The sequence below is a fragment of the Hafnia paralvei ATCC 29927 genome, from assembly GCF_001655005.1.
GTDB lineage: Bacteria > Pseudomonadota > Gammaproteobacteria > Enterobacterales > Enterobacteriaceae > Hafnia > Hafnia paralvei.
The window spans coordinates 49044-71032 of the sequence record NZ_LXET01000051.1 but is presented as its reverse complement, the minus strand read 5'-3'; the positions used below and the strand labels follow the sequence as shown (position 1 = coordinate 71032).

19 protein-coding genes are annotated in these 21989 nt (G+C 49.2%); 5 read left to right on the top strand and 14 right to left on the bottom strand.

Annotated features, from left to right (window positions below):
* Positions 1-133: 133 nt before the first annotated feature.
* From hycI to galR, 11 genes are all read right to left on the bottom strand, one after another.
* Positions 134-661 carry a hydrogenase maturation peptidase HycI gene (gene hycI / locus M988_RS16355; RefSeq protein ID WP_008815123.1) on the bottom strand — a complete coding sequence of 176 codons (528 nt, stop codon included), beginning with the start codon at positions 659-661 and terminating at the stop codon, positions 134-136.
* On the bottom strand, positions 654-1109 hold the full coding sequence (locus M988_RS16350; protein WP_039185524.1) for a formate hydrogenlyase maturation HycH family protein: 456 nt from the start codon (positions 1107-1109) through the stop codon (positions 654-656). Before M988_RS16350 ends, hycI begins: the two co-directional genes overlap by 8 nt.
* Positions 1109-1933 carry an NADH-quinone oxidoreductase subunit B family protein gene (locus M988_RS16345; protein ID WP_061059180.1) on the bottom strand — a complete coding sequence of 275 codons (825 nt, stop codon included), beginning with the start codon at positions 1931-1933 and terminating at the stop codon, positions 1109-1111. The genes M988_RS16350 and M988_RS16345 overlap by 1 nt, the downstream gene beginning before the upstream one ends.
* The gene (locus tag M988_RS16340) at positions 1930-2487 is read right to left on the bottom strand and encodes a formate hydrogenlyase complex iron-sulfur subunit (protein WP_008815125.1); all 558 of its coding nucleotides are present in this window, start codon (positions 2485-2487) and stop codon (positions 1930-1932) included. The genes M988_RS16345 and M988_RS16340 overlap by 4 nt, the downstream gene beginning before the upstream one ends.
* A gap of 16 nt (positions 2488-2503) precedes the next feature.
* On the bottom strand, positions 2504-4207 hold the full coding sequence (locus tag M988_RS16335) for a hydrogenase large subunit (protein WP_035503012.1): 1704 nt from the start codon (positions 4205-4207) through the stop codon (positions 2504-2506).
* Positions 4208-4280: 73 nt separating this feature from the next.
* On the bottom strand, positions 4281-5216 hold the full coding sequence (locus M988_RS16330; protein WP_061059179.1) for a respiratory chain complex I subunit 1 family protein: 936 nt from the start codon (positions 5214-5216) through the stop codon (positions 4281-4283).
* A 10-nt stretch (positions 5217-5226) separates the two neighbouring features.
* Positions 5227-7134, bottom strand: a complete 1908-nt coding sequence (locus M988_RS16325) for a proton-conducting transporter transmembrane domain-containing protein (protein WP_064574998.1) — start codon at positions 7132-7134, stop codon at positions 5227-5229.
* Positions 7131-7745 carry a 4Fe-4S dicluster domain-containing protein gene (locus M988_RS16320; protein WP_008815129.1) on the bottom strand — a complete coding sequence of 205 codons (615 nt, stop codon included), beginning with the start codon at positions 7743-7745 and terminating at the stop codon, positions 7131-7133. The genes M988_RS16325 and M988_RS16320 overlap by 4 nt, the downstream gene beginning before the upstream one ends.
* A 332-nt stretch (positions 7746-8077) precedes the next feature.
* Positions 8078-8977 (bottom strand): enhanced serine sensitivity protein SseB C-terminal domain-containing protein, encoded by a 900-nt coding sequence (locus tag M988_RS16315; protein ID WP_156518186.1) that lies wholly within the window; start codon positions 8975-8977, stop codon positions 8078-8080.
* 41 nt (positions 8978-9018) lie between these two features.
* Positions 9019-10017, bottom strand: a complete 999-nt coding sequence (locus M988_RS16310; protein ID WP_039185534.1) for a LacI family DNA-binding transcriptional regulator — start codon at positions 10015-10017, stop codon at positions 9019-9021.
* A 39-nt stretch (positions 10018-10056) separates the two neighbouring features.
* Complete coding sequence (gene galR, locus M988_RS16305) at positions 10057-11064, bottom strand: HTH-type transcriptional regulator GalR (RefSeq protein WP_008815132.1); 1008 nt, start codon at positions 11062-11064, stop codon at positions 10057-10059.
* 749 nt (positions 11065-11813) lie between these two features.
* Here galR and aas point away from each other — a divergent pair.
* Both aas and lplT read left to right on the top strand, forming a co-directional pair.
* Positions 11814-13982 carry a bifunctional acyl-ACP--phospholipid O-acyltransferase/long-chain-fatty-acid--ACP ligase gene (gene aas, locus M988_RS16295; protein WP_064574991.1) on the top strand — a complete coding sequence of 723 codons (2169 nt, stop codon included), beginning with the start codon at positions 11814-11816 and terminating at the stop codon, positions 13980-13982.
* Positions 13979-15187 carry a lysophospholipid transporter LplT gene (gene lplT / locus M988_RS16290; protein WP_039185542.1) on the top strand — a complete coding sequence of 403 codons (1209 nt, stop codon included), beginning with the start codon at positions 13979-13981 and terminating at the stop codon, positions 15185-15187. Before aas ends, lplT begins: the two co-directional genes overlap by 4 nt.
* A gap of 49 nt (positions 15188-15236) precedes the next feature.
* On the opposite strand, the gene M988_RS16285 is transcribed toward lplT, so the two are convergent.
* Entirely contained in the window at positions 15237-16277 is a 1041-nt protein-coding gene (locus tag M988_RS16285) for an NADP(H)-dependent aldo-keto reductase (protein ID WP_008815135.1), read from the bottom strand.
* 467 nt (positions 16278-16744) lie between these two features.
* Here M988_RS16285 and phoA point away from each other — a divergent pair, with 467 nt between their 5' ends.
* Together phoA and M988_RS16275 are read left to right on the top strand one after the other, a co-directional pair.
* Positions 16745-18124: an alkaline phosphatase gene (gene phoA / locus M988_RS16280; protein ID WP_051146189.1), complete on the top strand. Its 1380-nt coding sequence runs from the start codon at positions 16745-16747 to the stop codon at positions 18122-18124.
* A gap of 209 nt (positions 18125-18333) precedes the next feature.
* A complete protein-coding gene (locus M988_RS16275; protein WP_008815137.1) occupies positions 18334-19164 on the top strand; it encodes a hypothetical protein in 831 nt (276 codons plus the stop codon).
* 63 nt (positions 19165-19227) lie between these two features.
* Here M988_RS16275 and M988_RS16270 read toward each other — a convergent pair whose 3' ends face one another.
* Both M988_RS16270 and mutH read right to left on the bottom strand, forming a co-directional pair.
* Positions 19228-19944, bottom strand: a complete 717-nt coding sequence (locus M988_RS16270) for a TerC family protein (RefSeq protein WP_008815138.1) — start codon at positions 19942-19944, stop codon at positions 19228-19230.
* Positions 19945-20045: 101 nt separating this feature from the next.
* On the bottom strand, positions 20046-20732 hold the full coding sequence (mutH, locus tag M988_RS16265) for a DNA mismatch repair endonuclease MutH (protein WP_105375310.1): 687 nt from the start codon (positions 20730-20732) through the stop codon (positions 20046-20048).
* Positions 20733-21444: 712 nt separating this feature from the next.
* On the opposite strand from mutH, the gene rppH reads away from it, so the two are divergent.
* Entirely contained in the window at positions 21445-21978 is a 534-nt protein-coding gene (gene rppH, locus M988_RS16260) for an RNA pyrophosphohydrolase (protein WP_004091644.1), read from the top strand.
* Positions 21979-21989: the final 11 nt, after the last annotated feature.

Here is a 21989-nt window from a genome sequence, read left to right as displayed (position 1 = left end):
CTCATCGGTCGCCTTCGCCAGCGGGTCCATGGAAACGCATGTACTGACCGGCGAACGAAACATTACACCATGCTTGTATAGTTAGTACTTAATCGGAGTGAAAATGCCATCCCAGTCAACGACATCGATCATTTCAGCTCTGACTGCTCACCCCAAACTCATCCTCACATGCCACCAGCAGCTCAAATCCTCCCTGTTCACCCCAGTGGCTAAGGCGTTGATAAACGGTATCAACGGCGTCTTTGACTGGCTGCATCATTGGCGCGTAGAACGCGACAATCGCGGGTTGAATGCCCACGAAGGTGATGTCAGGAACATCTTCGCGTAGCTGCTCGATCAAATAGCTCAGCGGTAGGTTATGCGTGGTGACGATAAAAAGTTCTGCGATGTCTTTCTCATCAATGATACGGATTTCACCCGGTTCTAAGCCCATTTCGGTGGCGTCGACGATAATCAGACGCTCGGGTTTCATCTCACGAATAGCATGAGAATAGCTTTCTGGAGACGTGCCGCCGTCGATAACTGCCCAGCCTTCTACTGGGTGAGCGGTCACTTTCTCAGCCAGTAGGGGACCGGCACCGTCGTCCCCCATCATGCTATTGCCTACGCATAGCAGCAGGTTTTTTACGGGGCGGATGTTCTCTTGCAAGGAATTAGCCATCGCGTCTTTTCACCATCAGATAGATTGCGGGTTCATTTTCGATCATCTGCAATGCAGCGATCAGTGCATCCGTCCATGTCTGTTCTTGCTCATTCATCTGCGGGCGTGCTTTGTCTAACGCGCAGGCCAGCATATGCGTGTGGGTACTATCAATGCAGATTTCACCATAGCGAGGCAGCCCTTCCAGTTTGCGGCGCGCAGTACTCTCTTCCGGCAGCTTAGCAACCCACGCCCGATAACCGCTCAGTGGGCACTCCAAACAGGTTTTTAAGCAGTCGATCACGCCAAGGTGATGACCAATCGCGAGACTGTAATAAATCACTTCCTTCGCTTCCTGCGGAGTTCTGTCCTCATCTTCCTTTTTCTGCACGAATTTCCGGCTGAGGGAATAGAACACAACCATTGGATCTTGCTCATGATAAGGCTGGTGACGGGCGTGGTCGCTCATTAGATGTTGCCCCCTCGTGCTGCGTCATGACACACCGCTTGTAAGCGGGAGATAATCTCGGTTAAGCGAGGATCGTTTTCATGAGCTAAGAACTGCGCTACGCGCGCTTCCACTGTCAGATCGTTTTGTTGAGCGAGCAGATCCATGAATTTATCAGCGATCTGACGACCGTAACGGTAGCCAGACATACGACGAGCTTCGCGGTCGATCATTACACGTAGCTGTTGTGGGATCGCAGGGTGCAAAATAGTCGCCTGTTCATCTTCACTCTGCTGGTGGTGTTCGCCCTTCAGCTTTTGATCCAACAAACCTAACGCCATCGCAAAACCGTAGATAGTCGCGGCAGGTGTTGGCGGGCATCCTGGGATATAGACGTCAACCGGAACAATTTTGTCTGTGCCACCCCAAACGCAGTACAGATCGTGGAAGATGCCGCCGCTGCAGCCACAGGCACCATAAGAGATCACGATCTTTGGATCGGGCGCAGATTCATAGGCGCGGATCGCGGGAATACGCATGGAACGGGTAACTGCACCGGTAAACAGCAAGATATCTGCATGGCGTGGTGATGGAACGACCTTAATCCCGAAGCGTTCAGTGTCAAACAGCGGAGTGAGCGCCGAGAAAATCTCGATTTCACAGCCGTTACAGCCACCGCAGTCAACGCGGTAAACATACGCCGAACGGCGAATGTCTTTTAACAACGTGCTTTTGAGCTTGGCAATCTGCTCATCTACGGTAATCGGAACGGGCAAACCGTTGGCGTCGCGTGGGCCAATAATGGGTGAATTATTGACGGGCTGTTGCGTGATAATCTGGCTCATTGTGCCGCCTCCTGAGTCAGGTGACGTCCCAGCGTAATGCGTGCTGAGTGGGTAATATTGTGTTTACGTTTGCAGTTCGGACAGGTTTCAAACTGTGGACGGCGTTCTTCGGCCTGCTCCTCGGTTAGATTTCCTGCCTGCACCAGCAGGGCCATGGCGTAATCGATCTCTTTCTGTGCTGCGTAAGGCGCACCGCATTCAACACAGTTGCACACCTTGAACTCAGCGGTTTGAAACAGATCGTTTTTGTTCCAAACGGCTAGCTCAAACTCAGGTGTCAGCTTGATTGCGGCGGTTGGGCAGACTTCTTCACAGCGCGCGCAGAAAATGCAGCGCCCCAGATGAAGTGACCAAGTGCGCGTCCCTTCACGTGCGTTGGTTTCCATCGTTAACGCGTTGGCAGGGCAGGCGGCGGTGCAGGCACCACAAGCGATGCACTGCTCTGGATTATATTCAGGCTTGCCGCGAAAGTTCGGATCAACCTGCATGGGTTTGGCCGGATAAGCTACCGTGGCATCACGATGCTTAAAGGCCGTTTTTAATAATTTCAGCATGACGTTTCTCCTGACCTTACTTCAGCGGTGAGTCTTTACGTTCCAGACCATAACGCTCGATTTCTTTGTACGGTACGGTAACGGACTTGCGCTTACGCACGTCTACCAGCGTTACGCGGTCAGTACAGGAGTAGCAAGGATCGAGGCTACCAATGATCAGCGGCGCATCGGATACGGTGTTACCACGCAGCATGTAACGCAGCGTTGGCCAGTTTGAGTAAGTGGCTGCACGGCAGCGCCAGCGATACAGTTTCTGGTTGTCACCGGTCATTGACCAATGGATATCGTCACCGCGCGGTGCTTCAGAGAAGCCCAAAGCAAAGCGGTTAGGGATATAGGTGAAACCTTCTACCGACAGCGGGCCGCCCGGCAGGTTATCCAGACCAAAGTCGATCATGTTCAACGCGGTGAAGACTTCGTTTACGCGAACTTTCACACGGGAGATGACGTCGCAGCCGGTTTCGGTGTGAATTTCCATTGGCAGCAGGTCGTAGCCTGCAAATGGATGATCGACTCGGGTATCACGGGCGTGTCCACTTGCACGAATCATGGGGCCGACGTTACTGAAATCGCGAGCAATCTGTGGATCCAGACGACCCACGCCGACGGTACGCTGTTCCATATTTGGCGTGCTAAATAGGATATCGACTAGCGTTTTCACTTCAGCGCGCATTTCGGCAGCCAGAATGCGGGTTTTGATCATGTCGTCTTTCAACAGATCGCGACGAATTCCGCCGATCAGATTCAGACCGTAGGTCTTACGCGCACCGGTCAGGATTTCCGCCATCTTCATCGATTTTTCACGTACGCGGAAGAACTGCATGAAACCGGAATCAAAGCCGACAAAGTGGCACGATAAGCCGAGGTTTAGCAGATGACTGTGTAGACGTTCTACTTCGAGCAGAATTGAGCGAATAGCCTGCGCACGTTCTGGCACCTGAATGCCCATCGCATTTTCTACCGAAGTGGTATATGCGGTGCTGTGGGCAAACCCACAGATGCCACACACACGGTCAGACAAGAAGGTCACTTCGTTGTAGCCCATGCGCGTTTCGGCCAGTTTTTCCATGCCACGATGCACATAGAACAGACGATAATCGGCATCAACGATATCTTCACCATCAACGAACAGGCGGAAATGCCCTGGTTCATCAGAGGTGATATGTAGCGGGCCAATAGGAACAATTTTTCCGCTTTTGCTTTCGTTGATAAATGGATAGGTTTCAACGTCGGTGGTTGGTGCAGGGCGCTGGCGATAATCCATTGAATCTTTGCGTAGCGGATACAGTTCATCCGGCCAATCATCGGGCAGAACCAGACGGCGTTCGTCGGGCAAACCCACGGGAATGAGGCCATACATATCGCGAACTTCACGCTCGCCCCAGACCGCAGCGGGCACGCGTGGAGTGACGGATGGGAATTCTAGCGTTCTCTCATCGACCAGTGCTTTTACCGTGATCCAGCATTTGGTGCCGGTTTCCATGGATAGAACGTAGTAAACCGCATAGCTACCGCACAGCGGGCGCTCGTCGTTGCCGAACAGAACGGATAACCAGCCACCCTGCTTGTAATACAGAAACTCGACAACTTCCGGCAACATATTGGTTTTAATGGTGATGGTTGCCTGAGTATCGGTCTGCCAGCTTTCGTCCAGAATCGCTGTGGGAAACTGCTGACGCAGTTCCTGAATGTAATGTTGACCTGTTTTTTGCTGATTCATGAGCCGCGATGCCTCGTAAGCTGAGAGGATGAAACTAAAAATAAGTGAGTCAGAAATGCTGTCATGCCCGGCCTCACGCAATTAACCAAGATAAGAATGCCGCCGCAGCCAAGCCAAAACCGGCCCACGTGGTGTACGACGTTTTTAGGAAACGTAAACGGGCAACGCTGTTTTCGAATAGCGCAATCAGAGCGATGCCGACCAGCAGCTTGATAATTGCTGCGACGATGGCTAGAACCAATGCGCCTGCGCTGAAGGTGGTCATTTGTCCCCAAGGAACAAATACGCCGATAAACAGTTGTAAAACCACCAGCTGTTTCAGACTGATACCCAGTTTTAATACTGCAAACGCCGAGCCGGAGTATTCCGTTAGTGGGCCTTCCTGAAGTTCCTGTTCTGCTTCTGCCATATCAAACGGGAGTTTGCCCATTTCGATAAAGGTGGCGAATGCGCAGGCCAGCAGCGCTAGCACCAAGGCCAGAGAAGAATTCACATTCCACTCCAGTACGTGAAAACTCATCACACCAAGGTTGGTTGAACCCGCCAGCAGAGCCGTAACCCACAAACCAAGCATCAGGATTGGTTCTACTAGAATGCCTAGCATGGATTCACGACTAGCGCCGATCCCAGTAAAAGTGCTGCCGGTGTCTAACCCTGCAATCGCAAAGAAGAAACGTGCAACGGCAAACAGATATACGACGGTGATTAAATCGCCGATAGGGGCTAGTGGGCTGATAACTGTCACCATCGGTAGTGCGGTAGCGATAGTTAACATCGTGCCGACCATGACATACGGCATCATTTGGAAAAATACGCCAGAGGCTGCCGGTGAAATATTCTGGCGTTTGAACAGTTTAAAAATGTCGCGATAGTCCTGAAAAATATCAGGTCCTTTACGGCTGTGTATTTTGGCTCGTAGCACGCGGGAAATACCGCTAAACAGTGGAGCCAGTGCTAACAGGGCTAATGCCTGAATCAGGGCTAGCACAAGGATGGAAAGCGAACTCATATCATTCTCCTCAGGCGAAAATCGCCACTAACAGCAGGGCGAGCTCAATCACCGCTAACGCGGGATAAATGCGCATAGCGCCTTCGCGTAGCAGACCACCAAACAGCGGTGCTGGATTGAATACCTGACGCAGACGATAAACAGGGGCGAACATCACACGCAGTGGTTGAGCAAAGCCTGTGGCTGTAACGACCATTCCGGCTTCATGTCCATAGCCACAGGCCCATGCGTCTCCATGACGACGACGTGGCAGGCGTGCGTTTTTGTACATACCCACCAACAGCAAAGGAATAATGGGGAAGGCCAGAAGTAGAATGGCAATCATCAGCGTGGACAGCAGGGTGGTGTTAGTCGTGCCAGAAATCATCACGGCACCCTGAGTCATCTGATGTGGATCGAGCATTAAACCGAGCGATCCAGCCGCTATTTTCAGCATGTAAGGCAGTACCCATGGAGCGCCAATACCGAAGGCCAAACAGCCAATGGCTAATAGCACCGGAGAGAACAACATGGATGCCGGAGCGCAGCCTGCGTTAGCCGCCCCCTCGCTGCGAGGAGCGCCGAGGAATGTCACACCGAAGATTTTCGCCACGCACATCACGGCCAGTGCGCCGGTAATCGCCAGAACAACCATCACCAAAGGGGCAATGATACGCATGCTCAAGGTTGAGGAGTGGCTGAGAGAGAACAGGGTCTGGTAGGTAAACCACTCACTCACAAAGCCGTTAAGCGGTGGTAAAGCGGCCATCGACATCAGGCCAATCAGCATGGCGGTTGCTGTTAGCGGCATACGACGTGCAACGCCACCCAATTTTTCAATATCTTTCGCACCGGTACTGCGGATTACCGCACCAGCGCCAAGGAATAACACGCCTTTAAATAAGGTGTGGTTAACCAAATGGAACAGTCCAGCCATTAAACCGAGCACGGCAAGCGTAGGTTTACCCAGCGCCAGCCCAAGCACACAGGCAGAAAGCCCAAGCAGAATGATGCCGATATTTTCCACGGTGTGATAAGCCAAGAGGCGTTTGATATCGTGCTCCATCAGGGCGTACAAACCACCGATAAAGGCCGTGAGCGCACCGATAATCATCAGCGCTGCGCCCCACCACAGCTGCGGCATTCCTAGCCAGTCAATGCTGATTTTCAGCAACCCAAACAGACCCACTTTTAACATCACGGAAGAGACGAGCGTGGCGGCATGGCTTGGTGCGCTGGAGTGAACCTGTGGGATCCAGCCATGTAATGGAACCAAGCCAGAAACAATACCGAAGCCAAGCAAACCGAGTACAAATACCCATGAGGCTAAGCCACGGCTGAGCGTGGCAAGGTGAAATTCGCTCAGCGCCAAAGTGCCACTATGGCGATACAGAATCCAAAATGCGGCAATGATAAACACGGTGCCCAAGCGTGACATCAGCCAATAAAGGCTGGCAGCCTTACGTGCTTTTGCATCTTGTGCTTGCCATACCAGCAGCGCGGTGAACAGAGTCATCAACTCAAGCAGTGCTACAAACATCACCGCGTTATCGGTGAGGACTAACAGACTGATGGCAGCGCTGAGCATGTTCATCAAACAGCCAATCAGCGCGGCTTTCTTCGGTATATAGCTTTTCAGATAACTAAAGGCATAAATAGCACACAGCAGGCTGACGGCGGAGGTCAGTAACAGCATTAGGCTGTTCAACGTGTTAAATAGCACTGGCGTGTGATTAAACAGGTTGGCGCTAACGATCTCTGGGGTAAAAGTAAGACCTTGGCACGCGCTCCATGTGCCCGCTGCGCCTGCAACGAATGCGCCTAACGCAGCAACGCGAGCGCCGAGCCAGCCAGAGCCGGTTGATCCTAATACCAGCGATAGCAGGGCGGAGATCAAATAAATACTGAGTGCGAAGCTCAATAATTCAACGGTATTCATTGTGCGTCGGACCCCTCTGCGAATGAACTAAACATCATCAAATCGGCATCCATGGCGTCCATTGCATTTTGACGTTTGGCGGCGCTGGCCAGAGCCAACTGGTTATCATCAACCAACATGATGGCGTGAGTTGGGCAGGCACGGACGCATGCGGGCCCTTGTTCGCTGAACTGACATAAATCGCATTTCACGGCGATGCTGCGGATACCGGGATACCAATCTAGGAATGGGCTAATGCCACGTTTGTTTGGCGGTGCAGGAAGAGCCATCGGCGTGTTGCTGTTGGCTGGAATATGCAGGGGCTTACTGCCGTTCATAGTGATAGCACCAAATGGGCAGGCAATGCCGCACAGTTTGCAGCTCACGCACAGGCTTTCGTTAAGCTGAATGGAATCATTGGTATGGGTAATCGCATTGACCGGGCAAACCTGTGCGCACGGCGCGTCTTCACACTGGTGACACATCACAGGCACGGAGTCGCGACTGTTTTTGACCACCACCAGACGCGGCTCAGTTTGCAGGCCGTACATCTTATGCTCTTCAGAGCAAGCGGCCATACAGGTGTTGCACCCGATACATAATCGGGGATCCGCAATAACAAAGCGGTTCATGTTCAGTCCTCTGGTTCAGACTACAAAAGTTAAATTCCCCTTTGTTAAGCACAAAACGTGCCAGTAGGTGTAAATTGGAAAATAGTTGTTTATTTACAGTTAGTTATTGGTCTTGGTGGATGGTGTTTTTGGGTGTCGGAAGTGTGTCGTTGTCGACACTTGAGGGCGGGTTCGACATTAGTGTCGAAGGACTCTTCCCATGACGAAATATCATTGAACTCAATGATAAAGATATTCAGTCGAGAGAAATGATGATAATTCACAGAAATGCTATGAGACTTATCATCATTAATGCGTATGATTGAGTGGTATTTCTATCAGATATGGTACTGCTATTCTTTAAATACTAATGCGATCGGTAATGGATGGCGTAGGCGTCTTTTTAATTTGGCGAAGAAACCTTGGGAGTCTTGCTTGCTGTAAAATGGTTTTGCGTCATGAATAAGGTTAGCTAATTTATTAAAGCGAGGACTGTTATCTACGGTTAAGAAAATAAGTTCTATATTCATGGGCAGCAAGGACATGTAATTCTTTTTAATTTCAGCAAAGTGTTTGTGAGTGCGTTCTTTATCACCGCAATCCAATAGCATCAGTAATGTGAAGTTATCAAGACCTGATGTAGACTCCGTGACATTTGCAAGCGCTAAACGACAAGTATATATCTCTTTTTGGCCACTACAGTATAGATAAAGCTGGCGACAAAAATCCCGTGGCATATCAAGCACTGTTATGGTTTTTTGTGGCTGATTTAATTCGATTTTTTCGTTTTTTTCTTTAGCTGTGACGATCAGGCTCATTATTTGGCCATGCTCAAGGATTGCGTAGTTATCGCTATTTTCCGTAGCGACTAGCGCAAACCGTTCCATTGTTGCAAGTTTTAGAATCACGAAGCCATTAACAGGTGTCCACTGTGCTGAATTATCGCTTTCTTGTATGGCGGGAAGGTATTCGGGTTGTGTATTTTCATCTACAGATAAATAGCTGTATATTATTTTATCGCCCGTTTCTGGCAATATGTGAAAGATACCTGAAAATTCAGACTTACCGTTACTTATCAGTTTATGCTCGCCAAGCATCCAGAATGTTTGGTCGCAAAATGATTGGAAAAGATTATAACAATGCTCACTTAAATCTTCATTTTCATTAAGTTGGGCGATAGCATTAATTTGGGCGATTATCGGGAAACCCATAGTGAATTTTTCATCCTTGATATTAAATTCTGTTGTTAACACTTTAAATAATACAGCAGATAATATTAAGGTGAACAGTATTATTATTTAATCTTGGCTACAGACTCTCTCACTTTCAACTCTCCCACAAACGGCTCTACAGGTTCTACAATCTCGCCACTGCTTAATCGCAGCGCTTGGGTAATTGCCGTAGAGATCATCTTATCGATAGGTAAGTAAACCGTGGAAAGCGACGGTTGTAGATACTCGGCGCTAGGTTCATCGTCGAAGCCAAATAGTGATACATCCTCGGGTACGCGTTTTCCGGCCTGATGTAAGGCGCGAAGTGCGCCGATCGCCATATCGTCGTTGCAGGCAAAGAGGGCAGTGAAAGGTTGCTGACGAGCGAGTAGTTCACAGCAGGCATGGTAACCACCTGCAACGCTGCTATCACCGAGTGTAACTAAGCTGTCGTGATAGGTTATTTGATTTTGTTCCAGAGCATCTTTATAACCCGCTAAGCGAGACTGCGCGGTTGGTGTATTAATAGGCGCCGTAATGCAGGCTATTTGCCGATGACCCTGTGTAATCAGATACTTAACCACTTCGCTTGCGGCTTGCTGTTGCTCGAAGAAGACGCAGCGATCGCGAGCCTGAGGTAAATCTCGATTAATCACCATGAGAGCGTGATGCTGGCTGATCAACTGCATCAGCGCGGGTTCTTCCATAAAACGCGTATAGAGGATGATAGCGTCACAGCGGCGGTCAATAAGCAGGTGTACGGCTTCACGTTCACCTTCTGGGGTATCATGACCATCGGTCACAATCATATGTTTCCCGCTTGCTTCTATCAGGTGTGCGGCTTGTCGAAGCAAACGGCCAAAATATGGACCATCAAAATTTGATACAACTAAACCAATGGTATTGGAGGTTTGATTCGCCAATGCCTGCGCTAAGAGGTTGGGGCGATAGCCTAACTCCTCTACGGCTTTAAATACCGCTATGCGCGTGCTTTCTTTGACTTGGCCCGTGCCGTTTAACACTCGGGAAACGGTGGCCTTGGACACTCCAGCACGCAGCGATACATCCAGCATGGTTATCATCAATATCTTCCCTACTTTATGCGTAAAAATGCGAGATTATCATACCAACCGTGGCGTAGAGACCGAATGTCGACAGACGAGCGTGGGGCTGAACATATTGGTTGTTTCGGGGAGCGGCAACTGTTTGGATAAGGCCAGTGCCAACTCTGCGGCTTGAGTCGCCATTGCTACGACGGGGTAACGAATGGTGGTTAAGCGAGGTCGCAGATAACGCGAAATTAAAACGTCATCAAATCCGATCAGTGAAATTTTCCCCGGAACATCAATGCTGTTATCGCTTAGCACTGACAGTGCGCCTGCGGCCATAGGATCGTTATAACAGGTGACCGCGGTGAGTGTTTTACCATGGCCAAGCAGTTCGGTCATCGCCTGCTCACCACCGATTTCATCAGGTGAACCATAGGCAATCAGCTTGTCGTCCACCGGAATACCGTGTTCGTGCAGGGCATCCAAATAGCCTTGCAGACGATCGTGCGCATCCGAAATGGGATGGTTAGAACAGATGCAGGCAATGTGTTTATGTCCTTGTTGAATCAGATGGCGTGTTGCCAACCACGCGCCGTAGCGGTCATCAAGCGCTACGCAGCGGGTTTCAAACCCCGGCAGTGTGCGGTTAATCAGTACCATGCCCGGTATTTGTTTCATCAGATGTGCCAGCTCTTCATCTGGGATCATTTTGGAGTGAACCACCAGCGCCGCGCAGCGATGGCGAATTAATTGTTCGATAGCCTGACGTTCTTTATCGATGTTGTGATAGCCATTGCCGATCAGGAGAAAATTTCCGGTTGCATAAGCAACCTGTTCAACGGCCTTAACCATGGCACCAAAAAATGGATCGGAAACGTCTGACACAATTAAGCCAATAGTTTCAGTTGCTTGTTGGGCTAATGCCCGCGCATTGGCGTTTGGGTGATACTGTAACTGCTCCATGGCAGACATCACGGCGGCGCGTGAGCTGTCGCTTGCTTTTGGCGAGTTATTGATAACGCGAGAAACCGTGGCGACGGAGACTCCCGCGAGCCTAGCAACATCCTTTATGGTAGCCATGGGATTATCCAAAAATACAGTGAAGGGAAAGCGTTTACACGCCAGTGTTGCGGAAAAGCCCCGATGCTGCAAGCCCCGCAACGTATCGGTTTTTAGCGATATGTCGCAGAACCGTAGAAATCACACCGCTAGTTACATTTTACGCACGAATGTTGCGATTAGCCGCTGGCGACAGATGGAACAGCGTTTTAATCTAAACATCCCAGAGGTATTGATTGGTGAGATTTCAGTACATTTGTGACTGAAGCCAATAAATTACACCGACCTACGCGGATGCGTAGGTTTTTTTTTGTTTCCCCTTCGTCATTGAAGCTGCGGCTGTGTTAGCTCATCGGGATTCACTCATTTGCTGCCTTGCCTGCTTCCCATTCGCCTGATTTATTTCTTGGCCGTGATTTTCCTTAAGGTGTTTCGCGTTTGAAAGCTAATTTACATATCGTTTCATTTGGAATGGTTATCTTGCGATTAATGCGTAGTGCAGGGACTGAATGTCTTCTACATTAACCGTCCCAGAGGTATTGATTGGTGAATTTTTCAGTACATTTGTGACTGAACCAAGAAATTACACCGACCTACGCGGATGCGTAGGTTTTTTTTTGCCTCAAATTCTGCCGCAGTTTAAGTATCGCTTAAATCTTAAAAATCGATTAATTCCCTCCGATTACCTGAAAAAATATCAGCACTCTAGTATGCTCAGTCGAATTGTATTTGACGCTAGCGTATAGCCTTTTGAACATAGGGAGATGTGCATGATTTATCGCTTTTTCAGCGCTCTATTCCGCTTTTTATTCCGTATAAAAATAACTGGACTGGAACACTCTTTCAAACACGACAAGTTGCTGATCACCCCAAATCACGTTTCTTTTTTAGATGGCGCGTTGATGGCGCTTTATTTGCCGGTGCGTCCCGTGTTTGCCGTCTATAGCTCTATTGCCGATAGTCGCTATATGCGCTTTATCAGTAAATATGTCGATATCGTCGCACTCGACCCAACAAAGCCGATGGCGATTAAGCATCTGATTCGTATGGTCGAGCAGGGGCGGCCAGTGGTGATTTTCCCTGAAGGGCGTATTACCGTGACCGGCTCAATGATGAAAATCTATGACGGTGCCGCGTTTGTTGCTGCGCGTTCGGGAGCCGCGATTATTCCTGTTCGTATTGAAGGCGCTGAGTTTACGCCTTTTGGACGTTTGCGCGGATTGTTCAAGGTGCGCTGGTTCCCACAGATCAGCATCAATATCTTACCGCCAACACATTTCGCTATGCCTGATGCGCCGCGCGCGCGCGAACGTCGGGTTTTAGCCGGTGAGCGTTTACACGATATTATGATGAAAGCGCGCATGGATTCTCAGCCGCGTCATACGCTTTATCAGGCATATCTCGCTGCAATGACGCGTTACGGTGCCTCAAAACCTATTATTGAAGATATCGCCTTTAAGGAAGACAGTTACCGTTCATTACTCAAGAAATCTCTTGGTGTGAGCCGTATTTTGGAGCGTTTTACGAGGCCAGGCGAACACGTTGGGATGTTGTTGCCCAATGCTACGATAACCGCAGCGGCGATTATTGGAGCGACGCTCCGTAACCGTGTCCCAGCGTTGCTGAATTATACGGCGGGCGTTAACGGTGTGAAAAATGCCATGTTGGCCGCCAATATCAAAACCATCGTGACTTCGCGTCAGTTCTTGGAAAAGGGCAAATTGACCCACTTGCCGGAGCAGGTCGTCGAGGCTAACTGGGTTTATTTGGAAGACCTGAAAGACACGGTAACGCGTGATGATAAAATTTGGATTATCAAACATTTGATGTGTCCAGCAAAAGCGATGCTGCCGCAAAAGCCTGATGATGCCGCGCTGATTTTGTTTACCTCTGGTTCAGAGGGGTATCCGAAAGGTGTCGTACATTCTCACGCGAGCTTGCTAGCAAACGTCGAACAAATCCGTACGGTGGCGGATTTTACTCCGGCTGACCGGTTTATGTCTGCTTTACCGCTGTTCCATGCATTTGGCTTGACCGTTGGCCTATTAACACCATTGATGACGGGCAGTCGTGTATTCCTGTATCCAAGCCCACTGCATTATCGTGTAGTACCAGAACTGGTCTACGATCGTAATTGTACTGTGTTGTTTGGTACTTCAACCTTTTTGGGGAACTACGCACGTTTTGCACACCCATATGATTTTGCTCGTTTGCGCTATGTGGTGGCTGGTGCAGAAAAGCTATCCCCAAATACGGCTCAGATTTGGCAGAATAAATTTGGTATCCGCATTCTTGAAGGATATGGGGTGACCGAGTGTGCCCCCGTGGTGGCAATTAACGTGCCTATGTCAACCAAGGTCGGCAGCGTTGGACGCATTTTACCGTCGATGGAAGCACGTTTGATTAAGATGACCGGGATTGAGCAGGGCGGTCGTTTACAGCTGCGCGGGCCGAATATTATGAAAGGCTATCTGCGGGTTGAAAATCCAGGGGTACTGGAAATGCCGCAGGCTGAAAATGCCGACGGTGTGATGGAAGCGGGATGGTATGACACCGGTGATATCGTGACGCTAGATGATAAAGGCTATTGTGTTATTCGGGGTCGCGTTAAGCGTTTTGCTAAACTGGCTGGAGAAATGGTGTCTCTTGAAAGTGTGGAACAACTGGCGCTGAAGATTTCTCCCGATCATGAACACGCAGCGTCTTCACGTAGCGACAGCAGTAAAGGGGAAGCGTTGGTGCTGTTTACTACCGATCCTGAGCTTAGCCGCGATCGTTTGCTAAAACAGGCGCGCGAAAGCGGAGTACCGGAGCTTGCTGTACCTCGTGATATTCGTTTCTTGAAGCCACTGCCGTTACTAGGTAGCGGAAAAGTCGATTTTGTCACTCTGCGCCAACTGGCTGAAAACAAAGAAACTGCCGACGGAGAAACCGTATGACAGATGCAGCACACTCAACTGGGCCGTTATTAAACCGCAGCATGAAGGCGGTGATTCTGGCTCAGTTTTTTTCCGCATTTGGCGATAACGCGTTGTTGTTTGCCACCCTTGCGGTGATTAAACAACAGCTCTATCCCGACTGGAGCCAACCGGTTTTGCAGATGGCGTTTGTGGCGACTTATATTGTGCTCGCGCCGTTTGTCGGGCAGTTTGCCGATAGTTTTTCAAAGGGCCAAGTGATGATGGTCGCCAACTCGCTGAAACTGCTGGGGGCGCTGGCAATCTGCTTTGGTTTTAATCCTTTCTTGGGATATGCCTTGGTGGGGATTGGTGCTGCGGCTTACTCACCGGCTAAGTACGGGATCCTCGGCGAGATCACCAGCGGCGATCAGCTAGTAAAAGCAAATGGTTTGATGGAGGCCTCCACAATTGTCGCGATCCTCATTGGATCTGTGGCGGGTGGCATGATGGCTGACTTGAACGTGATTGCGGCGTTAGCCCTCTGTGTGCTGGTGTATGGGGCAGCGGTTGTGGCTAACGGGTTCATTCCGAAGTTAAACCCCGCACATCCCGCTCGCTCATGGAACCCGGTTCGCATGGTGTCTATTTTTGGCGATGCATGTCGTGTGCTTTGGAGCAATCAGGAAGCACGCTTCTCGCTGATCGGCACTAGCCTGTTTTGGGGCGCAGGTGTTACGTTGCGTTTCCTGCTGGTGCTGTGGGTGCCTGTGGTTCTGAATATTACGGATAACACTACGCCGACTCTGCTGAATGCGATGGTGGCCGTGGGGATTGTTATCGGCGCGGGTGCGGCGGCAAAACTGGTGACGTTAACGACGGTTAAACGTTGTTTACCGGCGGGCGTCTTAATCGGTGTCGTCGTAGCTTGGTTTGCGATGCAAAGCAGCCCATCGCTTTCCTATGTGTTGTTAGTACTGGTAGGCATTTGCGGCGGATTTTTTGTGGTGCCGCTTAATGCGCTCCTGCAAGAACGGGGTAAACACACCGTTGGTGCAGGTAATGCCATTGCCGTGCAGAATCTTGGTGAAAATACCGCGATGCTGTTGATGCTCGGACTCTACTCGCTGGTAGTCAAAGTCGGCGTGCCCGTAGTGGGGATTGGCGTGGGGTTTGGCGTGGTATTTGCCTTGGCCATTGTCGGTGTGTGGGGATGGGACGTTGTGCGCAGGAAGCGCAGCGCTTAAACCTTATTCGTTTCCCCTCCCAATATCGGGAGGGGACTTATTTTGGCTTTTACGGCGCCGGATAAGTGAAGCGACCATGGATCTCTTCAATCGCCTTCAGCACTTCTTCATCTAGCACTAGATTTCTGCTTTCGATATTACTTTTTAGCTGTTCAAGCGTTGTTGCGCCAAGCAGCGTGCTGGCTACAAACGGCTGTTGGCGCACGAAAGCCAGCGCCATTTGTGCCGGATCTAAAGCGTGTTTTTTCGCTAACTGAACATACTCCGCGACCGCCGCTTCGGTTTGTTTGCTGGTATAGCGCGTAAAGCGGCTAAACAGGGTATTGCGCGCGGTGGCGGGTTTGGCACCGTTCAGATACTTGCCGCTCAAGGTGCCAAAGCCTAAACAGGAATAGGCCAGCAGTTCCACCCCTTCATACTGGCTAATTTCAGCCAGACCTACCTCAAAGCTGCGGTTGAGCAAACTGTAGGGATTCTGAATCGAAACAATGCGCGGCAGATCGTGTTTCTCTGCTAGTTGGAGGTAACGCATCACGCCCCAAGGCGTTTCGTTGGAAACGCCGATGTAGCGAATTTTGCCCGCACGAACCTGTTCTGACAGCGCTTCCAGCGTTTCTAAAATAGTGACCACCGGTTTTTGCTCGGTATAGCGATAGCCCAACTGACCAAAACAGTTAGTCGGCCTCTGTGGCCAGTGAAGTTGATAGAGATCGATATAGTCAGTATTAAGCCGTTTTAAGCTGTCGTCCAATGCGGCTCGGATATTTTTGCGATCGAGAGCCTGATCGGGACGGATCCCACTGTCATTGTTGCGAACTGGCCCGGTGATTTTTGTGGCGAGGACGATTTTCTCACGATTGCCGCGTTTGGCTAACCAACTGCCAATGTAAGACTCGGTAAGCCCTTGAGTTTCGGGACGTGGGGGCACTGGATACATTTCGGCGGTATCAATCAGATTAATCCCGCTGGCGATGGCTAAATCGAGTTGCGCGTGGGCATCAGCTTCGCTGTTTTGTTCCCCGAACGTCATGGTTCCTAAACCCAGTTCGCTAACTTCCAGCGAGCTGTGCGGAATGCGGTGATATTGCATAGCTGAGTATCCTTTAATTAGAACGTATTCTTGTACTCTTCATCCTTCATGCTGTCTCTGCGTGGCTGCACTCGCTCACCCCAATCATGTATTTAGGTACGCGTCTGGGGATTTGCTCGCTTGCCGCCTTGATGCAACTTGAATGATTTTGCATATAGAGGATGGAACGTCACCCTCATTTTATTTCTGCTACGACTTTACCAAGATTACGCTGATTTGTGCTTGCGCTGAACTGTCATATTTCTAGAACAACTTTGTCACAGAACCGTCACTAAGGCTTCTTATACTTCCTGCAAGTTTGAAGTGAATTTTTATCCCCTAACTCGTTGAAGTTACGTTAAGTCTGCAGCGAACATAGCGAAAGCAGGCTCGCCATCAACGATGATGGGAATAAATAGAGTATTTATTTACAAGGAGATAGTGAAGTGGCCTCTAAGAAAATTTTCCCGTTGTCTTTGGTTAGTCTAATGATGCTGATGCCTCCGTCCCATGCGGCGAATCCACCGATTGCTGATTTATCGGCGCGTGCCGCTCAGGGGGATATCACCCAGTTCGGTGGCGCTCGCCGTATGACTCAGGATCAAACCACCGCGCTGATCGCTTCGCTTAGTAATAAAACGGCCAAGAATGTGATTTTGCTTATCGGTGACGGCATGGGTGATTCTGAAATTACCTCTGCGCGTAACTATGCCGAAGGTGCTGGTGGTCAATTCAAGGGCATAGACGCGTTGCCGCTGACGGGACAATATACGCATTATTCTCTGAATAAGAAGACGCATAAACCAGACTATGTCACGGATTCTGCCGCGTCTGCCACCGCGTGGAGCACTGGCGTCAAGACCTATAACGGTGCGTTGGGTGTAGATGTTAATGGCAAATCTCATCGCACTTTGCTGGAGATTGCTAAGGCGGCGGGTAAAGCAACTGGTAACGTTTCTACGGCTGAATTGCAGGATGCGACGCCGGCTGCGCAAGCATCACATGTGACTTCGCGTAAGTGTTATGGACCCAGTAAAACGTTGGAACTGTGCCCAGGCAATGCGCTTGAGAACGGCGGTGAGGGTTCTATCACCGAGCAGTTATTAAAGACACGTGCTGATGTTACGCTGGGCGGTGGCGCTAAAACTTTCTCTGAAACGGTAAACGCGGGTGATTGGAAAGGTAAAACCCTGATGCAGCAGGCCGAAGGGTCTGGCTATCAGGTGGTGACGGATTTGGACGGCCTGAATAAAATCAGTGTCGCAAATCAACAAAAACCGGTGTTAGGGCTGTTTGCTGATGGGAATATGCCGGTGCGATGGCAGGGGCCGAAAGCCACTTATCACGGTAATCTGGATAATCCACCGGTGAGCTGTACTGTCAATCCAGAGCGTAGCGCGTCAACTCCAACGCTGGCACAGATGACAGAAAAAGCGATCTCACTGTTGGAGAAGAACAAAAACGGTTTCTTCTTGCAAGTCGAAGGGGCATCTATTGATAAGCAGGATCATGCTGCCAATCCGTGTGGCCAATTTGGCGAAACGGTCGATTTAGATGAAGCAGTGCAAAAGGCGTTGGATTTTGCACGTAAAGATGGCAATACGTTAGTGATCGTCACCGCAGACCATGCGCATTCTAGCCAAATTATTGCGCCGGAGAGCAAAGCGCCGGGATTGACTCAGGCACTGACTACTAAAGATGGTGCAATCATGGCAATTAGCTACGGCAACTCCGAAGAAGAATCACAGGAGCACACGGGGTCACAGCTCCGTATTGCGGCCTATGGCCCACATGCGGGCAATGTCGTCGGGCTGACGGATCAAACCGATTTGTTCTTTACCATGCGTGATGCGATGGGGCTGAAGTGATGGAGTGTCCGCGGATATAGCTATCGCGATACGTGTTTAGCCATATGAGACAAAAAACCAGATGTTATCCACATCTGGTTTTTTTATGTGCAGTGCTTACCTAAAATAGGTAGGAATTTTTATAAAGTAACGCTGAGGTATTTATTCATTGCATGATATGTTTTAGCTCTTAGTATTTCCTAAATAGCGTTTGTATTCAGAATTATCACATGAAAGAAAATAGCCCAGTAGATGGAAAAGCCTATATTGAGGGTGACGTAGAAGAACATCTCCGCTTTTATCGGCTATGTGGAATTATGGCTGCAGCAACCGCCGTATTTATTACCTTACTCATGGTATTGCTTTTCCCTGAAAGCATGTATGAAGAATCCTATCGTATTGCCTGCATTGTGTTTGGCCCCGTTACGTTAGTGTTAATCCTTGGAATGTTTAAATATCCGGTGGCCTGTAGCTGGATATTATTTGTCACTTTTCATTCTATGCTGCTGTACGCCTTTTTTGATGGAACAACGTTTAACCTCGTTATTTCTACGTTGTTTTCCTTGTTCTTTTTATTAGGCGCAGTTGCGATGACCCAATTTTCTTTTGGGGCTGTACGACCGCTTTGGTTGGCACAAAGAGGTTGGAAACCGATAACGTCACTCTGTTTACTGTCGGTATTGGTGACGCTTATCAGCAGCGGCTATGCCCTGCGCTGGATAGAGTTGAAAAAAGAAGATCCTTTGCAGTGGATTGAGTATCGGCGCGAAATGTTAAATCGGTATGTGAATGCAGCGCCGCAAGACGACCTTCAAGACAGTACATTCAAATTACGCCGCGTCAGGCTGGAAGGAAAAACGCTGGTGTTTGTTTTTCGAGTATTGCCTCAACAAGACCAGATTGTTGAAGTGGCCTTAGCCGAACATACTAAAGAACATTTTGCATCTCATTGTCGTGAGAAAGGGATCCGCGAGTACAACATGAAGGTCATGTATGTTTATCACGTGGGGCAGTTAGAGCATATCTTTGTTAGGGATAAAAAAGATTGCGATAAGACCTGAATCGGCGATAGCAAAAAGGAGAACCGAGGTTCTCCTTTTCAATTTTAGATAATGACAGGGATATTATTCGCTGGTTTTCTCTTTCTTGCTACGCAGTAGGTTCAGGGCTTCTACCGTCATAGAGAAGAACATCGCAAAGTAGATATAGCCTTTCGGTACATGTATGCCAAAACTTTCTAAGATCAGCGTAAAGCCAACTAGGATGAGGAACGACAGTGCCAACATTTTGACCGATGGATGACGTGCGACAAACTCACCAATTGGGCGCGCCGCAAACATCATGACGCCAACCGCAATCACTACGGCCGCCATCATAATAAATAGATGATCAGATAGACCAACGGCGGTGATGACCGAATCCAGACTAAAGATAATATCCAGCAGCATAATTTGGACAATGGCGCCCAAAAATGAGTGAACGTTGCTGGTCATGTCCTCACCACCGCCTTCGATAGTTTCGTGGATCTCTTTTATTGCCTTGTAAATAAGGAACAGCCCACCGAGCAATAAGATGAGATCGCGGGTAGAAACTGGGTGATCAAGCAGGGTAAATAACGGATGAGTCAGACGAATTACCCAAGCAATAGAAGCCAATAGGCATAAACGCATTCCCATCGCTGCTAATAAACCGATTCGACGGGCTTTATTCTGTTGAGCTTTAGGAAGTTTAGCGACAACCAGAGACAAGAAAATGATGTTATCAATGCCGAGAACAATTTCTAGAATAGTCAGCGTTCCTAGGGCTAACCAGGCATTGGGATCCACAATCCATTCAAACATGACGAAATACTACCTAAATAAACGTTAAACGAAGATTATACGCCTTCTTGAGACTTCAGGGAGCCTTAGGACGTATTGAAATTCATTGCGAGCGGTCAGAATCAGAGTAGAAAGTGCCGTGCGAGAAGGGCTGCGGTGAAGTTTTTCTTCAGGTAAAAACCACGGGGTAAGGTGTGAATCGGTTCACCATGCTCGCCTGTGGCTTCGGTTAGCGCGCGGCTATTTGCCGCTTTCGGACGAATTTGCAGCACTTCGCCGTGGCGAGCGGTAATACGCTCAACTTTCCCCAGTACGATCATATCCATCAATTCTTCCCAATCGCGTTTAAGTTGCTCGTCTTCTTCTGGGCTGGGTGTCCAGAGTAGGGGGCTACCCACTCGGCGCTGTTCTAATGGAATTTGGCGTTCGCCTTCAACGGGGATCCACAACACACGCTGAAGCTTATGGCGTACGTGGCTGGACTCCCAGGTAATGCCGCTATTTCCCGTCAAGGGAGCGACACACACGAAAGTGGTTTCTAGCGGTTTTCCGCTTCTATCAATAGGGATGGTTTTTAACTCTACGCCGATTTCAGGAAAATCCTGCTCGGGTTTGCTGCCTGCGCTTGCGCCAAGGTAAAGCTCCAGCAGCATGCCGACCCATCCTTTGTCGCGTTTGAGATCGCGTGGAATAGCCACGGCTGCCTTGGATGCCAATTCGCCCAGAGTATAACCGGCCAATGACTGGGCTCGATTTAACAGTTGTTGCACATTTTCGGGAGCGGCAGTTGGCAGTTGAGGTGTTGTCATCATTGAAGTTTCATGCGTTTTGTACAGAACTCACTGCGTGGTTAAAAAACACACAGCTCGCTGTGGGTAAATATTGACGCGGATTGAATAACATCGAGCCAGAAATAATACCATGATTCATAAAAGAAAATATCTCAAAAATAGTTTTTACGGCAATTTCTAAAATTTGTTGTGCAAGACTAGACACCGACAATGAACAGGATCTTACACCTATTTATCCACAGATTTTTGGGATAACCCATTTATTTACCGATCACTGGTTTGATTTACAGGCTTGACGTAGGGGTTTTTTTGGGAAATTGACGCCTCAGTGTGCAAGTTTTGAGAATAAGCTGTGGATAAAATCGTCATTGGACGATCTTTAAACAAGCTAAGATCCAAAGCGTGCATAGATCACATTTCTACGCATCCGTGATAGGATTATCTATGTCTATTTGACTGATATATAAGATTAATGTCAGGATGTGTAAAGTTGGTGTTTTAGAGCTATCCAAAGGTTTACACCCTTTCCCCTGAAGTTCTACACAAATATATCCACAGAAAAAGTGAATAAAAACGACGTTGGGCACCGGGTAATGTTTATAACTATGGTTGAATCTGTGAGTTATCCCAATGTTATCCGTTTTTTACCCGATTTCATGCGGTGGTTTACCGCCACAGGGGAGTGTGAAACAATCACCCTATCTTGCGAATTTGCTATTGAGGTAGTCCAGTGATCGACGATGATGGCTACCGCCCAAACGTGGGTATCGTAATCTGTAATCGCCAGGGGCAAGTTCTTTGGGCCCGTCGCTTTGGTCAGAATTCTTGGCAGTTTCCTCAAGGGGGAATCAATCCCGGAGAAACCGCCGAGCAGGCGATGTACCGCGAACTGTTTGAGGAAGTAGGGTTGGGGCGAAAAGATGTCAAAATTCTTGCATCAACCCGCAACTGGTTACGCTATAAATTACCTAAACGTTTGGTGCGTTGGGATACGAAGCCGGTATGTATCGGCCAGAAGCAGCGTTGGTTTTTGTTACAGCTCATGTGCAATGAGTCTGAAATCAACATGCAAAGGAGTAGTACGCCTGAATTTGACGGCTGGCGCTGGGTCAGTTTTTGGTATCCGGTGCGTCAGGTTGTCTCATTTAAACGCGATGTATATCGTCGGGTGATGAAAGAATTCTCACCTGTGGTCATGCCATTGCAGGAAGTGACCCCGCCAACGGCGCGGACCTCTCCTGCTTATCGCCGTAAAAGAGGTTAAGTGGCTTTAAT

Excerpts from the sequence above, each read along its gene's own strand:
- M988_RS16340 (WP_008815125.1), bottom strand. The coding sequence starts at position 2,487 with ATGCTGAAATTATTAAAAACGGCCTTTAAGCATCGTGATGCCACGGTA.
- M988_RS16270 (WP_008815138.1), bottom strand. The coding sequence starts at position 19,944 with ATGTTTGAATGGATTGTGGATCCCAATGCCTGGTTAGCCCTAGGAACG.
- M988_RS16335 (WP_035503012.1), bottom strand. The coding sequence starts at position 4,207 with ATGAATCAGCAAAAAACAGGTCAACATTACATTCAGGAACTGCGTCAG.
- aas (WP_064574991.1), top strand. The coding sequence starts at position 11,814 with ATGATTTATCGCTTTTTCAGCGCTCTATTCCGCTTTTTATTCCGTATA.
- M988_RS16285 (WP_008815135.1), bottom strand. The coding sequence starts at position 16,277 with ATGCAATATCACCGCATTCCGCACAGCTCGCTGGAAGTTAGCGAACTG.
- lplT (WP_039185542.1), top strand. The coding sequence starts at position 13,979 with ATGACAGATGCAGCACACTCAACTGGGCCGTTATTAAACCGCAGCATG.
- M988_RS16330 (WP_061059179.1), bottom strand. The coding sequence starts at position 5,216 with ATGAGTTCGCTTTCCATCCTTGTGCTAGCCCTGATTCAGGCATTAGCC.
- mutH (WP_105375310.1), bottom strand. The coding sequence starts at position 20,732 with ATGACAACACCTCAACTGCCAACTGCCGCTCCCGAAAATGTGCAACAA.
- phoA (WP_051146189.1), top strand. The coding sequence starts at position 16,745 with ATGATGCTGATGCCTCCGTCCCATGCGGCGAATCCACCGATTGCTGAT.
- galR (WP_008815132.1), bottom strand. The coding sequence starts at position 11,064 with ATGGCTACCATAAAGGATGTTGCTAGGCTCGCGGGAGTCTCCGTCGCC.
- M988_RS16275 (WP_008815137.1), top strand. The coding sequence starts at position 18,334 with ATGAAAGAAAATAGCCCAGTAGATGGAAAAGCCTATATTGAGGGTGAC.
- M988_RS16345 (WP_061059180.1), bottom strand. The coding sequence starts at position 1,933 with ATGAGCCAGATTATCACGCAACAGCCCGTCAATAATTCACCCATTATT.
- M988_RS16320 (WP_008815129.1), bottom strand. The coding sequence starts at position 7,745 with ATGAACCGCTTTGTTATTGCGGATCCCCGATTATGTATCGGGTGCAAC.
- M988_RS16350 (WP_039185524.1), bottom strand. The coding sequence starts at position 1,109 with ATGAGCGACCACGCCCGTCACCAGCCTTATCATGAGCAAGATCCAATG.
- M988_RS16310 (WP_039185534.1), bottom strand. The coding sequence starts at position 10,017 with ATGATAACCATGCTGGATGTATCGCTGCGTGCTGGAGTGTCCAAGGCC.
- hycI (WP_008815123.1), bottom strand. The coding sequence starts at position 661 with ATGGCTAATTCCTTGCAAGAGAACATCCGCCCCGTAAAAAACCTGCTG.
- M988_RS16325 (WP_064574998.1), bottom strand. The coding sequence starts at position 7,134 with ATGAATACCGTTGAATTATTGAGCTTCGCACTCAGTATTTATTTGATC.